The organism is Streptomyces sp. NPDC057280, from assembly GCF_042668605.1.
Taxonomy (GTDB): domain Bacteria; phylum Actinomycetota; class Actinomycetes; order Streptomycetales; family Streptomycetaceae; genus Streptomyces.
Genome location: NZ_JBHUYR010000002.1, coordinates 149,198 through 163,068, shown reverse-complemented (window position 1 = coordinate 163,068; position 13,871 = coordinate 149,198). Strand labels below are relative to the sequence as shown.

Genomic DNA, 13,871 nt, shown 5'->3' with positions numbered 1-13,871 from the left:
CCCTCAACTCCCCGTGCTCCGATACGACCTGAGTCCCGCCCGCCAGGCCAGCCCGGCCAGCGCACAGCACCCCGCCGCCACCAGCGGCGACAGGAACGCAACCCACTGCGGCAGCCCGAGCGGGATCGGCCGCCCCAACACATAGGTGGCCGGCAGCCAGTTGACGAAGGACAGCGGCAGCACGAACGTCACCCCGCGCACCAGCTCCGTCGCGAACACCGTCGGCGGGTACTGCAGCAGCGTCGTCCCGCCGTACGTGAAGGCGTTCTGCACCTCGGAGGCGTCCTTGGCGACGAACTGGAAGGCGGCGCCCGCGACGAACACCGCGGCGAAGATCCCGGCGCCGCTGAGGATCATCACCGGCATCAGCAGCAGCTTCAGCGGCGTCCAGTCGATGTCGACCGTGGCCAGCGCGTAGACCAGGACCATCGTGCCCTGGGTGACCCGGCCGAGGCGGCGCAGCCCGAACTGGTCCGCGGCCATCTGCGCCAGCACCGGCGCCGGGCGCACCAGCAGCGTGTCCAGCGTGCCGTCGCGCACCCGCCGCCCCAGCCGCTCCATCGAGCCGAGGCCGAGGTCGGCCAGACCGAAGGCCACGCTGGACAGGCCGTAGAGGAAGGCGATCTCGGGGAGCGCGTAGCCGCCGAGGGCGTCGACGCGGGAGAACATCAGCAGGATCGCCACGAAGTCGAACGCGGTCGCCGTGAAGTTGCCCAGCGTGGTCATGACGAAGGAGGCGCGGTAGGTCATCGTGGAGCGGATCCACATGGCCGCGATCATGCGGTAGGTGCGGACTCCGTCCAGCACCCGGTTGGTCCCGGCGGAACCGGACTCCCGGTCGGTCCCGACGGGACCGCGGACCGTGTCAGCCACCCTGCACCACCACCCGCCGCGTCGCCATCCCCTGCACCGCCCTGCCTGCCGCCAGCAGCAGCACCGCCCACACCGCCTGGAAGGCGTACGTGCCGAGCGGATCGGCCTCGCCGAGCAGCACGTCCGCGGGCGCCTGCAGCAGCGCCGACCATGGCAGAGCCCGTACGACCTCGCCGAGCAGCCCCGGGAACACGTTGAGCGGCAGGATCATCCCCGAGCAGAACCAGCCGACGAACATCACCATCTGCGCCACCCCGGTGCCGTCCAGCAGCCAGAACGCGCTCAGCGCGATCAGGTACCGGATGCCGAAGCTGACCAGCATCGCCAGCACCACCGCGATCAGGAACGCCAGCCACGTCAGCACGTCCGTGGGCAGCGCCAGGTCGAAAATCAGCGCGCCCAGCACGAAGGGCGGCACACCGCGCGCGAGCAGCTCGAAGAACGAGCGGCCCAAGTCGGCCGCCAGCCACCACAGTTGGAGGTCCGCGGGCCGGTACAGGTCGACGGCGATGTCCCCGGTGCGGATACGCTCCATGAGCTCGCCCTCGACACCCCCGCCCCCGTTGGCGAGCGTCTTGAACAGCGACTGGCCCACCCACACATAGGTGACGGCCTGCGCGAGGTCGTACCCGCCCAGTTGCGGCCGTTCGTCCCAGAGGGCGGTGTACGTGTAGACGAGGATCAGTCCGAAGACCGTGTTGGTGAAGATCCCGGCCGCTGTCGCCGCCCGATACGTCGCGTACCGTCTGAATCCGCCCACCCCTACGGCGAGGTACAACCGCCCCGAATCCACATCCACAGCCCTCCTCGCCCGCGCCAGGCACCGAAGCGCAGGAGCCTAGTCCGCAGGTGGTGACGTACGCCACGCCTTTTTCGGCCCGGAAGCGTGCCGCGAACCGCAACGGAACGCGCGGTGCGACAGTCTTCATCTGGGGACGCAGAAGGCGTACGAGGCGCACGACGGCGCATGACGCACAACCAGCGCAAAAGAGACACGCAACAGGAGTCCGTGCACGACATGAGCGACGAGCCGCAGCCGCAGCAGCCGACCGAGGGCTGGGCGCCCAGAGACCCCGACGGGGGCACGAAGAAGCCCAAGCGGCCCAAGCGCACCGGCTGGCGGCGGCTGATCCCGACCTGGCGCATGGTGCTCGGCACCTTCGTCGTCGGGATACTGCTGCTGATCGGCCTGTTCTTCCTCGGCTACTCCCTGGTGAAGATCCCGCCCGCCAACGCCCTCGCCACCAAGCAGTCCAACGTCTACCTCTACGCCGACGGCAGCCAGCTCGCCCGCGACGGCGACGTCAACCGGGAGAACGTCACCCTCGCCCAGGTCTCCAAGGCCGCCCAGCACGCCGTCCTGGCCGCCGAGGACCGCGACTTCTACTCCGAGTCCGCCATCGACCCCAAGGCGATGCTGCGCGCCGGCTGGAACACCGCGACCGGCAAGGGCAAGCAGTCCGGCTCGACGATCACCCAGCAGTACGTGAAGAACTACTACCTCGCCCAGGAGCAGACCGTCACCCGCAAGGTGAAGGAGTTCTTCATCTCCATCAAGCTGGACCGCACCGAGTCCAAGGACCAGATCCTGGAGGGCTACCTCAACACCAGCTTCTTCGGCCGCAACTCGTACGGCATCCAGGCCGCCGCCCAGGCCTACTACGGCAAGGACGCCACCGACCTGAGCGCCGCCCAGGGCGCCTACCTCGCCGCCCTGCTCAACGCGCCCAGCGAGTACGACGTCGTCGCCCACCCGGAGAACAAGTCGGCCGCCCTGGCCCGCTGGAACTACGTGCTGGACGGCATGGTCAAGGAGGGCTGGCTCGCCCAGTCCGAGCGGACCGGCCTGAAGTTCCCGATGCCGAAGGAGGCCACTGTCTCCACCGGCATGTCCGGGCAGCGCGGCTACCTCGTCAACGCCGTCAACGACTACCTGAGCGAGAACAAGATCCTCACCGCCGACGAGCTGGACGCCGGCGGCTACCGCATCACCACCACCATCCAGAAGAACAAGCAGGACGACTTCGTCGCCGCCGTCAACAAGAAGTTGATGGACAAGCTCGACAAGAAGAACCGCAAGGTCGACACGTACGTCCGCGCGGGCGGCGCCGCCGTCGACCCCAAGACCGGGCAGGTCGTGGCGATGTACGGAGGCATCGACTACGTCAAGCAGTACACGAACAACGCCACCCGCCAGGACTTCCAGGTCGGCTCCACCTTCAAGCCGTTCGTCTTCACCTCCGCCGTCGAGAACGACTCGACGACCCAGGACGGCCGGACCATCACGCCCAACACCTACTACGACGGCACCAACAAGCGCCCCGTGGAAGGCTGGACCGGCGGCGCCTACGCCCCGGCCAACGAGGACGACGTGTCGTACGGCAACATCACCGTGCGCACCGCCACCGACAAGTCGGTGAACTCGGTGTACGCGCAGATGGCCGTCGACGTCGGCCCCGACAAGGTCAAGCAGACCGCGGTCGGCCTCGGCCTGCCTTCCAGCACCCCCGAGCTGAACGCCTACCCGTCGATCGCCCTCGGTGTCGCCCGGGCCAGCGTCCTCGACATGGCGGAGGCGTACGCGACGCTCGCCAACCACGGCAAGCACGGCACGTACACGATGATCAAGTCGATCACGCGGGACGGCAAGGACGTCGTGGAACTGCCGGACCGCAAGACCTCCCAGGTCGTCAGCCGCGAGGCCGCGGACACGACCACCTCGGTCCTGCAGAGCGTCGTCGAGAACGGCACCGCCACCGCCGCGCAGGCCGCGGGCCGCCCGGCGGCCGGCAAGACCGGCACCGCCGAGGAGGACCAGGCCGCCTGGTTCGCCGGCTACACCCCCGACCTCGCCACGGTCGTCGCGGTGATGGGCCAGGACCCGCAGACCGCCGCGCACAAATCCCTGTACGGCGCGATGGGCCTCCAGCGGGTCAACGGCGGCGGCGCACCCGCGGAGATCTGGGCCGACTTCACCCAGCGCGCCCTGAAGGGCAAGCCCGCCACCGAGTTCGACCTGGAGCTCCAGGAGGGCGCCGACGTCGTCCAGGCCCCGACCCAGGAGCCGACCGCCGAGACCCCCGAGGAGACGCCGGGCCAGGACGACGGCGGCACGACCGACGGCGGCCAGGACACCCGGGGCCAGACGGACGGCGGCACGACGGGCGGCGACACGACGACCGGTGGCGGTACGACGGACGGAGGCACCACGACCGGCGGCGCCACGGACGGCGGGACGACCACCACCGGCGGCGGTGGCACGACGACCGGCGGCGGCACGACGGACGGCGGCACCACCGGTGGCACGACGGACGGTGGAACGGCCGACGGCGGCACGGCGGACGGCGGGACGACGACGACCGGCACGACGGCGGGACCGCCGGGCAAGACGGGATAGCGACGGAGGTCTGTCGTACGCCTGTCGTAGGTCTGTCGTAGGCCTAGTGGCCGCTGGTCGCCTTCAGGCCGACCACGGCGACCAGCAGCAGACAGACGAAGAAGATCCGGGCGGCGGTGGCCGGCTCCCCCAGCACCACCATGCCGAGCACCGCCGCCCCAGCCGCACCGATCCCGACCCACACGCCGTAAGCGGTGCCGATGGGGAGGGAACGCGTGGCGTACGACAGCAGCAGCATGCTCGCGACGATCCCGGCGCCGGTGAACACGGACGGCACGAGCCGGGTGAAACCGTCGGTGTACTTCATGCCGATCGACCAGCCGACCTCGAGCAGACCGGCGACGACGAGCAGAACCCAGGCCATGACAGGCACCTCCGGAAGTTGCTGAACGGGGGTGCGTCGTCTTGTCGTAAGCCCGCGAAGGGCCTGTCCCGGTACGGCGCGTCTCGTCGGGCGGGTCCTTCAAAGGTAGCAAAGAGACGGCAAAAGGGGCTGGTGACGATGGTCACCAGCCCCTTTCGGCCGTTGATTCAGAGGTACAGCCCGGTCGAGTCCTCGGACCCTTCGAACCGGTCCGCGGCCACCGCGTGCAGATCGCGCTCCCGCATCAGCACATAGGCGACACCACGCACCTCCACCTCGGCGCGGTCCTCCGGGTCGTAGAGAACCCGGTCCCCCGGCTCGACGGTCCGTACGTTCTGCCCGACCGCGACGACATCGGCCCACGCCAGCCGCCGCCCGACGGCCGCGGTGGCGGGGATGAGGATGCCGCCCCCGGAACGCCGCTCGCCCTCCCCGGTGTCCTGCCGCACGAGCACACGGTCGTGCAGCATCCGGATGGGCAGCTTGTCGTGCTGGTCGCTGTGGTCGTTTCTGTTGGCGCTCACGGCTCAGAACCTACCTGCCTGACGGGAATCCGTACGCCCCCGGGTCAGCCCTTGCGGCGCCGGGTGCTGCCGAAGGCCAGCAGCCCCACGAGTCCTACGGCGACGAGCGCGACGGGGACGATGCGCTCGAGCCTCGGGGCCCCCTCCTCGTCGACGAACTGGGCCTTGGTGTCGGTGAGGACCTTGTTCACGCCGACGTAGGCCCGCCCGAGCGTGTGATCGATGTTGGAAACCACCTTGGCCTTGGCATCGCCGACGATCGTCTTCGGGTGCACCCGCACCCCGATCTCGTCGAGCGTCTCGGCCAGCGTCTCGCGGCGGCGCTTGATGTCCGCCTCGATCTGCGCCGGGGTTCTCGTGTCCGACGTGTCCGCCACGGTGGGCCCTCCGGGATGCGGGGTGATGTTCAGTTCCTGTCCTGGACAGTCTGTCAGTTCGCCGGGCCATCGCACTGTCAGGACCCCCGGTTAGGCTTGCCGGATGAGCGAGCGACTCCAGCCCGGGGACGTAGCCCCCGCCTTCACCCTCCCCGACGCCGACGGCACCGACGTGTCCCTGGCGGACCACAAGGGCCGCAAGGTCATCGTCTACTTCTACCCGGCGGCCCTCACCCCCGGCTGCACGAAGCAGGCCTGCGACTTCACCGACAACCTCGAACTGCTGGCCGGCGCCGGCTACGACGTCATCGGCATCAGCCCGGACGCCCCTGAGAAGCTGGCGAAGTTCAGGGACAAGGAGAACCTGAGGATCACCCTCCTCGCGGACCCCGAGAAGACGGTCACGGAGGCCTACGGGGCGTACGGCGAGAAGAAGAACTACGGCAAGACCTACATGGGCGTCATCCGCTCCACCATCGTGGTGGACGAGGAGGGCAAGGTCGAGCGGGCGCTGTACAACGTCCGGGCGACGGGCCACGTGGCGAAGATCATCAAGGACCTGGGCATCGGAAGCTGACCCAGACGTCGGGAGCGAGGCCGGGCTTACCCGGCACCGGCCTGCGCTCTTCTTCCCAGGCGCCGGGGGCGATGGCCTCCCCGACCCGCCGCCAGAACCGTACGGCGCGTGGATTGTCGTCCTGAAAGGCAACGGTCCACGCCCCGGGATGCCGCGCCACCACCTCCCGCACGGCCCGCATCCCGACACCACTGCGCCGCGCGCCCCGCACGACGAAGAAGCTGTTGAGCACGCGGGTGGGCTGGGTGAGCGCGCGTACGAAGGCGAACCCGACGGGGTGCGCTCCGCAACGGAAGAGATACGCGCCCCAGTCGTCATCGCCACTGAACGCAGCCTCCAGCCGCTCACTCCGGAACGTACCGTCGGGGTTGGGCAGTTGGCCCCGGAACTCCGACAGATCATGCCGGAAGAGCAGCCAGAGGCGCTCGACGGTGGGACGGTCGGCGGGGGTGACGGGGCGGACGGTGACATCTGGTGGTGTGCTCATGAAAAAAGCCTCCCGAGCGGACAAGGGACCGCGGGGAGGCTTTGCAGGTATGGGCAGGTTATCGGGTCAGAGGTTTACGTTTCAAGCGGGGGTATGAAGCCCTATAACAACAGGTTGCGCACCCAGCTTCAGCGTTGAGTGGCCGAGGACGGTCTCGACACCACTCACTTCCTAGGACAAGCGCATCAACGCGGCGGGCCCGGCACCACGCCGCTGCGGCAGGCACAAGACATCCTGGTCCAGCATGACGGCGCACGTCGGACCAGAACGCACCTGCTCCGCAGGGCCCTTCTCGAAGTCGGTGTGCCTGAGGAATGCAGCGGCTGCGGAACAGGGCCCGAGTGGCACGGCAGGCCCATGACGCTTGAAGTCGATCACATCAACGGGGACTGGAGTGATGATCGGCGGACAAACCTGCGGTTGCTCTGTCCCAACTGTCACGCCATCACTGGTACCTGGTGCCGCGGTGGTCGCAGAGCCCGATAAGCGCTCGACTACGGAGCCGTTCAGCCGGGTAGCATGAGCCCGCGGGCGGCCGTGGCGGAACTGGCCTACGCGCAGCACTTAGGATGCTGTGGGAGAAATCCCTTGAGGGTTCGAGTCCCTCCGGCCGCACACCTTTGATTCGAAGGTCCACCCAAGTTCGGGTGGACCTTCGTCCGTTGTCAGCCCAACAGCTCCCGCACCACCGGCACCAACCCCCGGAACGCCTTCCCCCGGTGGCTGATCGCGTTCTTCTCCTCCGGCGTCAGTTCGGCGCACGTGCGCGTCTCGCCCTCCGGCTGGAGGATCGGGTCGTAGCCGAAGCCGTTCGTGCCGGACGGGGTGTGGCGGAGGATGCCGGGCAGGCGGCCCTCGACCACGCGTTCCGTGCCGTCCGGGAGGGCCAGGGCCGCCGCGCAGGCGAAGTGGGCGCCTCGGTGTTCGTCGGCGATGTCCGCGAGCTGGGCCAGGAGCAGGTCCAGGTTCGCCTTGTCGTCGCCGTGCTTGCCTGCCCAGCGGGCCGAGAAGATGCCGGGGGCGCCGTTCAGGACGTCGACGCAGAGGCCGGAGTCGTCGGCGACGGCGGGCAGGCCTGTGGCCTGGGCCAGGGCGTGGGCCTTCAGGAGCGCGTTCTCGGCGAACGTCACCCCTGTTTCCTTGACGTCCGGTACCTCCGGGTACGCCTCCGCGCCGACCAGGTCATGGCGCAGACCTGCGTCGGCGAGGATGGCGCGGAGTTCGGTGATTTTGCCGGCGTTGCGCGTGGCGAGGATCAGGCGGGTCATGCCCCCAGTATCGCGGGCCGCACTGTCCCGGCCCGGCGGCCGGTCGGTTCCCTACGGCGTGCAGACCTTCGTCAGCTCGCCCGCCGCGTCCGTGATCGGGCTGAGGTCGGGCGTCGTGTCGCCGCTGTCGACGGACTTGCGGACGTTGTCCACGGCCTTGCCCAGGTCCTCGACCGCCTGGTTGACATCGGCGTTGTCGGTCTTGTCGCCTATCTCGTCCAGGTTCTGGTCGATGGAGTCGAGGGACTCGTCGAGCTGGGTGGGGTCGTTGGACGCGTTCTCCACGGCCTGCTGGAGGTCGGTGACGCTGTCGGCGATGGCGTCGGCGGTCTGGACGCAGTCCAGTGCCTTGTTGACGGCGTCGCAGCCGGTGGTCAGGCCTACCGTCAGCCCTACCGCGGCCACCGCGGCGGCGATGGCGGTACGGCGTGATCGGCGACGGCCGCGTCGGCTCTCGGCCATGGTGATGTTCCCTCCCTTGTTCAGCCCCAAGGGCCCCCGTGTACTGGCCGGGCGCACAGCGGTGTGCCGTACGCCCGTACCCGTAGTGACGCGAGTTCGGGCGGCCGGGTTGCCCGTCCCGGCCGCCTTTCCTTGGTCCGTCTTTTACCTTTCGAGGACGGTATCAAGGGCTTTGCGCTGGAGGGCGGCGAGTTCCGTGCAGCCGGAAACGGCCAGGTCGAGGAGCGAGTTGAGCTCGTCGCGCGCGAACGGCTCGGCCTCGGCGGTGCCCTGGACCTCGACGAAGCGGCCGTCGCCGGTGCAGACGACGTTCATGTCGGTGTCGGCCTTCACGTCCTCCTCGTAGCAGAGGTCCAGCAGCGGAACCCCTCCCACGATGCCGACCGAGACCGCGGAGACCGTGCCGGTCAGCGGCTGGCGGCCGGCCTTGATCAGCTTCTTGCCCTGGGCCCAGCTGACGGCGTCGGCGAGGGCCACGTAGGCGCCGGTGATGGCCGCCGTACGCGTGCCGCCGTCGGCCTGGAGGACGTCGCAGTCGAGGACGATCGTGTTCTCGCCGAGCGCCTTGTAGTCGATGACGGCGCGCAGGGAGCGGCCGATGAGGCGGCTGATCTCGTGGGTGCGGCCGCCGATCTTGCCGCGGACGGACTCGCGGTCGCCGCGGGTGTTGGTGGCGCGGGGCAGCATGGAGTACTCGGCGGTGACCCAGCCCTCGCCGCTGCCCTTGCGCCAGCGGGGGACGCCTTCGGTCACGGAGGCGGTGCAGAAGACCTTCGTGTCGCCGAAGGAGACGAGGACGGAGCCCTCGGCGTGCTTGCTCCAGCCGCGTTCGATGGTGACGGGGCGGAGCTGTTCGGGGGTGCGGCCGTCGATTCGAGACATGGCGCTGAGCCTAGCCGCACATACGGAAGGGGCTCCTCCCGCGGTGTGCCGGGAAGAGCCCCTGTGATGCCCGAAGAGGGCTTTACATCATGTCTTCGATGTCCGCGGCGATCGGGTCGGCGTCCGTGCCGATGACGACCTGGACGGCGGTGCCCATCTTGACGACGCCGTGGGCGCCGGCGGCCTTCAGGGCGGCGTCGTCGACCAGCGCGGGGTCCTTGACCTCGGTGCGCAGGCGGGTGATGCAGCCCTCGACCTCTTCGATGTTGTCGATGCCACCGAGCCCGGCGACGATCTTCTCTGCCTTGCTGGCCATGTCGGTCTCCTCACGCACTGTTGGCCCAACTTCGCGAGCGATTGCGCCGAACGTACCGAAAGATGACGTCACAGCTACCCAATCGTCCGTAACTGGTCTACACCACTTGACAGGCGGTCGCCAACTCATGAGTTCCGAGACCACTGAGCCCTCCCCCACGCGCCGACGGTGGCACTCGGCGTTCCAGGGGCTGCAGAAGATGGGGCGGAGCCTTCAGCTGCCCATCGCCGTCCTGCCGGCCGCGGGCATCCTCAACCGGCTCGGCCAGCCTGATGTGTTCGGCGACGACGGGCTGGGGTGGACGAACGTCTCCAAGGTGATGGCGGGCGCGGGCGGCGCGCTGCTCGACGGTTCGCTGGGGCTGCCGCTGCTGTTCTGCGTGGGTGTGGCCATCGGTATGGCGAAGAAGGCGGACGGGTCGACGGCGCTCGCGGCGGTGGCCGGGTTCCTCGTCTACTACAACGTGCTGCGGCAGTTCCCGGAGGACTGTCCGAGCGGGGCGAAGGGCGTGCCGGGCATCGGGTGCCAGGCGACGGTCGATCACACGGTGGTGGCGTTCACGTACCAGAATCCCGGGGTGTTCGGCGGGATCGTGATGGGGCTGCTGACGGCGTTCTTCTGGCAGCGGTACCACCGCACCAGGCTCGTGGACTGGCTGGGCTTCTTCAACGGCCGCCGGCTGGTGCCGATCATCATGGCGTTCGTGGCGATCGCGTTCGCGGCGCTGTGCCTGTGGATCTGGCCGCCGATCGGTGACGGGCTGGAGAACTTCAGCGACTGGCTGAGCGACGCGGGTGCGTGGGGCGCCGGCCTCTTCGGTCTGGCGAACCGGGCGTTGCTGGTGATCGGGCTGCACCAGTTCCTGAACGTGCCCATCTGGTTCCAGTTCGGCACGTACACCAAGCCGGACGGCACCGAGGTGCACGGTGACATCAACATGTTCCTGGCGGGCGATCCGAACGCGGGTCAGTTCACGTCCGGGTTCTTCCCGATCATGATGTTCGCCCTCCCGGCGGCGGCCCTGGCGATCACGCACTGCGCGAAGCCGCACCGCCGCAAGGAGGTCGGCGGGCTGATGCTGTCCGTCGCGCTGACGTCGTTCGTCACCGGGATCACCGAGCCGATCGAGTACTCGTTCCTGTTCATCGCGCCGCTGCTGTACGCGGTCCACGCGCTGCTCACGGGTGTGTCGATGGCGGTGACGTGGGGGCTCGGGGTGCACGACGGGTTCAGCTTCTCCGCCGGTCTGATCGACTACATCATCAACTGGAACCTGGCGACCAAGCCGTGGGCGATCATCCCGATCGGCCTGTGTTTCGCGGCCGTCTATTACGCGATCTTCCGGTTCGCGATCACGAAGTTCGACCTGAAGACCCCGGGACGGGAACCCGAGGACGAGGTCGAGGACGTGACGAAGGTCTGAGGCCGAAGGCCCTTACTCAACGCGGTTACAGAACCCACGGTTCCCGTCACGGAATCGTGGGTTCCTTACGTCACCTTCATCGTGCTACAACAGGTCTACACCACTGAGTGGTGTAGACCACCACCCGATGGAGGAAGTATGAGCACCACCACCGCATCGGCGGCCCCCGCAAAGAGGCGGGGATCCGGCCTGTTCCAGGGCCTTCAGAAGGTCGGCCGCAGCCTCCAGCTGCCGATCGCCGTGCTCCCCGCCGCGGGCATTCTGCTGCGCCTCGGTCAGACCGACGTCCAGGAGAAGCTGAATCTGCCCGACAAGGTCACGGCGGTCTTCGCCACGGCCGGTGGCGCGATCTTCGACAACCTGCCGATGCTCTTCTGCATCGGTGTCGCGATCGGCTTCGCGAAGAAGGCCGACGGCTCCACCGCGCTGGCCGCCCTGGTCGGCTTCCTGGTCTACAGCAACGTCCTCAAGGCTTTCCCGGTGACGGAGGCCAAGGTGCAGGCGGGCGCGGACATAGCCGCGACCTACAACAACCCCGGTGTCCTCGGCGGCATCCTGATGGGTCTGCTGTCCGCCGTGCTGTGGCAGCGGTACCACCGCAAGAAGCTGGTGGACTGGCTCGGCTTCTTCAACGGCCGCCGACTCGTCCCGATCATCATGGCCTTCGTCGGCACCGCCATGGGTGTTTTCTTCGGGCTGGTCTGGGAGCCGATCGGTGAGGTCATCTCCGACGCCGGTGAGTGGATCACCGGTCTGGGCTCGGTGGGAGCCGGGCTGTTCGGCCTGATCAACCGCGCGCTCATCCCGATCGGTATGCACCAGTTCGTGAACACCGTCTCCTGGTTCCAGATCGGCGACTTCACCAACGCCGCGGGCGACGTCGTGCACGGCGACCTGAACCGCTTCTTCGCGGGTGACCCGACCGCCGGTCAGTTCATGTCCGGCTTCTTCCCGATCATGATGTTCGGTCTGCCGGCGGCCGCGCTCGCCATCGCGCACACCGCCCGCCCCGAGCGCCGCAAGGCCGTCCTCGGCATGATGATCTCGCTCGCCCTGACCTCCTTCGTGACCGGCGTGACCGAGCCGATCGAGTTCTCGTTCATGTTCATCGCCCCGATCCTGTACGTGATCCACGCGGTGCTCACGGCGCTGTCCCTGGCGATCACCTGGGCGCTCGGCGTCCACGCGGGCTTCACCTTCTCCGCGGGTGCCATCGACTACGCCCTGAACTGGAACCTCGCGACCAAGCCATGGCTGATCATCCCGATCGGCCTGGTCTTCGCGGCGGTCTACTACGTGGTCTTCCGCTTCGCCATCACCAGGTTCAACCTCCCCACCCCGGGCCGCGAGCCCGAGGAGGAGGTCGAGGACCTCACGAAGGCGTGACGTCCCCACGATGACCAAGGCCCCGGTACCGATGAGGTACCGGGGCCTTCGTGCACGTACGGGCTGCTAGATCTCGTACGACACCCTCGGTGCCGCCAGTTCCACCGGGCCGTCGAACACCGCGCGGGCGTCGGCGAGGTTGACCTGCGGGTCGGTCCACGGGGGGATGTGGGTGAGGACCAGGCGGCGGGCGCCGGCCCGGGCCGCCGTCTCTCCCGCCTCGCGGCCGTTGAGGTGGAGGTCGGGGATGTCCTCCTTGCCGTGGGTGAAGGCGGCTTCGCAGAGGAACAGGTCGGTGTCGCGGGCGAGTTCGTCGAGGACGGGGGTGGTGCCCGTGTCGCCCGAGTACGTCAGCGACTTGCCGCCGTGCTCCACGCGGATGCCGTACGCCTCGACCGGGTGGGCCACGCGTTCGGTGTGGACCGTGAAGGGGCCGACGTCGAAGGTCGACGGCTTGACGGTGTGGAAGTCGAAGACCTCGCTCATCGAGGAGGCGGTGGGGGTGTCGGCGTAGGCGGTGGTCAGCCGGTGTTCCGTTCCCTCGGGTCCGTAGACGGGAATCGGATCGCAGCGGCCGCCGTCGTGGCGGTAGTAGCGCGCGACGAAGTACGCGCACATGTCGATGCAGTGGTCGGCGTGCAGATGGCTGAGGAAGATCGCGTCGAGGTCGTAGAGACCGCAGTGGCGCTGCAACTCGCCGAGGGCACCGTTGCCCATGTCGAGAAGCAGCCGGAAGCCGTCGGCCTCTACGAGGTAGCTCGAGCAGGCCGATTCCGCGGACGGGAACGACCCCGAGCAGCCGACGACGGTGAGCTTCATGAAGCAGAAACCTCCGCTGGCGGGATGGAGAGAACTGGGTGCGTCGGGGGTCGTGCGGTTCGTCGAGCGTAAGGCGCAAAACCCCCTGTCGCTCCTCCGCCAAGGGCTGTTGTGGGCGAACTCACCTGTGCGGCGCTGCCATCCGAGGTACCTCACGTTCAGCCGTTCGAGGCTTCGGCGCCACAGTCGGACGGCAGTGGATGAAACACACGTACGAGAAGGGCGCGCGGTGGGGATCGTGCGCCGGTAACGTCGTCGTATGGACACGTCCTGGTGGCTGGCGCTCGTGGCGGTGGTGCTGCTGGCGCTGGTCGCCACGCTCGTCGACGGGTGGGGGCGGGGGCGCCGGCCGGCGGGGCGGCGTACGCGGCCGCCGGGGCGGCCGGGGGGCCGGGGTGCTGCGGCGCGGCCGCGGCCCGCGGAGATCTGGTGGGCGGTCGTGCCCTACGAGGACGGGCCGGGTGCGAAGGACCGGCCGTGTCTGGTGCTGGCGGTGCACGGGCGGCGGGCGGTCGTCGCGAAGATCACCAGCAAGTACCACGACGAGCGGGCGGGTGTCATTCCGCTGCCGCCGGGTTCCGTGGGTGATGCCCACGGGCGCGCGAGTTTCCTGGAGACGGACGAGCTGCGCGAGGTGCCGGTGTGGGACTTCCGGCGCCGGGTGGGGGTGGTGGACCCGGTCCTGTGGGACCAGGTCCGTCACCTCGCCACTTAGC

The 13,871-nt window shown here is 68.7% G+C and carries 16 protein-coding genes, 1 tRNA gene and 1 pseudogene; 7 read left to right on the top strand and 11 right to left on the bottom strand.

The genetic code is table 11. The features are described 5' to 3' along the window. Positions 1–3: 3 nt before the first annotated feature. Together ACFUO4_RS11385 and ACFUO4_RS11380 are read right to left on the bottom strand one after the other, a co-directional pair. Positions 4–807: an ABC transporter permease gene (locus ACFUO4_RS11385; protein WP_383485614.1), complete on the bottom strand. Its 804-nt coding sequence runs from the start codon at positions 805–807 to the stop codon at positions 4–6. Between the two features lie 58 nt (positions 808–865). Next, positions 866–1,666, bottom strand: coding sequence for an ABC-2 family transporter protein (locus ACFUO4_RS11380; protein ID WP_079310471.1), 801 nt, complete (start codon positions 1,664–1,666; stop codon positions 866–868). 225 nt (positions 1,667–1,891) lie between these two features. On the opposite strand from ACFUO4_RS11380, the gene ACFUO4_RS11375 reads away from it, so the two are divergent. Further along, positions 1,892–4,270, top strand: a complete 2,379-nt coding sequence (locus ACFUO4_RS11375) for a transglycosylase domain-containing protein (protein WP_383485610.1) — start codon at positions 1,892–1,894, stop codon at positions 4,268–4,270. Positions 4,271–4,313: 43 nt separating this feature from the next. Here the strand turns inward: ACFUO4_RS11375 and sugE are convergent, their stop codons facing one another. The 3 genes from sugE to ACFUO4_RS11360 all read right to left on the bottom strand — a co-directional run bounded on the left by sugE (position 4,314) and on the right by ACFUO4_RS11360 (position 5,535). Next, positions 4,314–4,634 (bottom strand): quaternary ammonium compound efflux SMR transporter SugE, encoded by a 321-nt coding sequence (gene sugE / locus ACFUO4_RS11370; RefSeq protein WP_059192051.1) that lies wholly within the window; start codon positions 4,632–4,634, stop codon positions 4,314–4,316. Between the two features lie 167 nt (positions 4,635–4,801). Then, a complete protein-coding gene (locus ACFUO4_RS11365; protein ID WP_228046803.1) occupies positions 4,802–5,104 on the bottom strand; it encodes a co-chaperone GroES in 303 nt (100 codons plus the stop codon). Positions 5,105–5,202: 98 nt separating this feature from the next. After that, the gene (locus ACFUO4_RS11360; protein WP_079310470.1) at positions 5,203–5,535 is read right to left on the bottom strand and encodes a DUF3618 domain-containing protein; all 333 of its coding nucleotides are present in this window, start codon (positions 5,533–5,535) and stop codon (positions 5,203–5,205) included. A gap of 103 nt (positions 5,536–5,638) precedes the next feature. Here ACFUO4_RS11360 and bcp point away from each other — a divergent pair, with 103 nt between their 5' ends. After that, a complete protein-coding gene (bcp, locus tag ACFUO4_RS11355) occupies positions 5,639–6,112 on the top strand; it encodes a thioredoxin-dependent thiol peroxidase (protein ID WP_079310469.1) in 474 nt (157 codons plus the stop codon). Here the strand turns inward: bcp and ACFUO4_RS11350 are convergent. Continuing rightward, entirely contained in the window at positions 6,087–6,599 is a 513-nt protein-coding gene (locus ACFUO4_RS11350) for a GNAT family N-acetyltransferase (RefSeq protein ID WP_383482711.1), read from the bottom strand. The two genes, bcp and ACFUO4_RS11350, sit on opposite strands and share 26 nt — an antisense overlap. 141 nt (positions 6,600–6,740) lie before the next feature. Here ACFUO4_RS11350 and ACFUO4_RS11345 point away from each other — a divergent pair. Both ACFUO4_RS11345 and ACFUO4_RS11340 read left to right on the top strand, forming a co-directional pair. Further along, positions 6,741–7,085, top strand: a pseudogene (locus ACFUO4_RS11345) (HNH endonuclease); the annotation flags it as partial. A gap of 45 nt (positions 7,086–7,130) precedes the next feature. Beyond that, a tRNA-Leu gene (locus tag ACFUO4_RS11340) sits at positions 7,131–7,214 on the top strand. Positions 7,215–7,264: 50 nt separating this feature from the next. Here ACFUO4_RS11340 and rdgB read toward each other — a convergent pair. The 4 genes from rdgB to ACFUO4_RS11320 form a co-directional block, all read right to left on the bottom strand. Then, positions 7,265–7,867 (bottom strand): RdgB/HAM1 family non-canonical purine NTP pyrophosphatase, encoded by a 603-nt coding sequence (gene rdgB / locus ACFUO4_RS11335; RefSeq protein WP_383482708.1) that lies wholly within the window; start codon positions 7,865–7,867, stop codon positions 7,265–7,267. Between the two features lie 51 nt (positions 7,868–7,918). Continuing rightward, positions 7,919–8,329, bottom strand: coding sequence for a hypothetical protein (locus ACFUO4_RS11330; protein ID WP_079310466.1), 411 nt, complete (start codon positions 8,327–8,329; stop codon positions 7,919–7,921). A 144-nt stretch (positions 8,330–8,473) separates the two neighbouring features. After that, complete coding sequence (gene rph / locus ACFUO4_RS11325; protein WP_383482704.1) at positions 8,474–9,211, bottom strand: ribonuclease PH; 738 nt, start codon at positions 9,209–9,211, stop codon at positions 8,474–8,476. 82 nt (positions 9,212–9,293) lie between these two features. Continuing rightward, positions 9,294–9,527, bottom strand: a complete 234-nt coding sequence (locus ACFUO4_RS11320; protein ID WP_055553187.1) for a glucose PTS transporter subunit EIIB — start codon at positions 9,525–9,527, stop codon at positions 9,294–9,296. Positions 9,528–9,654: 127 nt separating this feature from the next. Between ACFUO4_RS11320 and ACFUO4_RS11315 the strand changes: the two genes are divergently transcribed. Both ACFUO4_RS11315 and ACFUO4_RS11310 read left to right on the top strand, forming a co-directional pair. Next, complete coding sequence (locus ACFUO4_RS11315) at positions 9,655–10,950, top strand: PTS transporter subunit EIIC (protein ID WP_383482701.1); 1,296 nt, start codon at positions 9,655–9,657, stop codon at positions 10,948–10,950. A gap of 138 nt (positions 10,951–11,088) precedes the next feature. Then, positions 11,089–12,336, top strand: a complete 1,248-nt coding sequence (locus ACFUO4_RS11310) for a PTS transporter subunit EIIC (RefSeq protein ID WP_383482698.1) — start codon at positions 11,089–11,091, stop codon at positions 12,334–12,336. Positions 12,337–12,402: 66 nt separating this feature from the next. Here ACFUO4_RS11310 and ACFUO4_RS11305 read toward each other — a convergent pair whose 3' ends face one another. Continuing rightward, the gene (locus ACFUO4_RS11305) at positions 12,403–13,155 is read right to left on the bottom strand and encodes an MBL fold metallo-hydrolase (protein ID WP_079310462.1); all 753 of its coding nucleotides are present in this window, start codon (positions 13,153–13,155) and stop codon (positions 12,403–12,405) included. A gap of 259 nt (positions 13,156–13,414) precedes the next feature. Here ACFUO4_RS11305 and ACFUO4_RS11300 point away from each other — a divergent pair, with 259 nt between their 5' ends. Continuing rightward, complete coding sequence (locus ACFUO4_RS11300; protein WP_383482694.1) at positions 13,415–13,870, top strand: type II toxin-antitoxin system PemK/MazF family toxin; 456 nt, start codon at positions 13,415–13,417, stop codon at positions 13,868–13,870. Position 13,871 lies beyond the last annotated feature (1 nt).